The following is a 331-nucleotide window of genomic DNA, read 5'->3' as shown; positions in this document are numbered from 1 at the left end:
ATGATGATAGTAGCTTTCTGTCCATGTCGGTCTTCTATAATCTCCATAAAGTCAAGCAGCTGTTGTCCGTCAAGAACTTTCATACCGAAGTCGTCCAGTATAAGCAGATTAGTCTGTGCCAACCTGGCGAAGAAACGATGCAGGGTACTGGATATGCGGGCAAGGCTTATTTCCTCGAAGAGCCTGTACAGGTTATAATAGGCTACCTTATATCCGTTCATACAGGCCTGATGACCAAACGCTGTACCCAACCAGCTTTTACCTGTACCGGAAGCTCCCGTAATAAGTATGGACACCCCGTTTTTCACATAGTCACAAGTGGCAAGATTAA

At 45.3% G+C, this 331-nt stretch carries 1 protein-coding gene; it reads right to left on the bottom strand.

Going from position 1 to position 331, the window contains the following annotated elements:
• Window positions 1-331, bottom strand: a 331-nt coding sequence (locus H6A27_RS14745; RefSeq protein WP_204509221.1) for an ATP-binding protein, incomplete at both ends; no start/stop codon positions are given.

This window comes from Bacteroides caecigallinarum (assembly GCF_016902295.1).
Classification (GTDB): domain Bacteria; phylum Bacteroidota; class Bacteroidia; order Bacteroidales; family Bacteroidaceae; genus Phocaeicola; species Phocaeicola caecigallinarum_A.
This window is presented reverse-complemented; position numbering and strand designations above follow the sequence as displayed.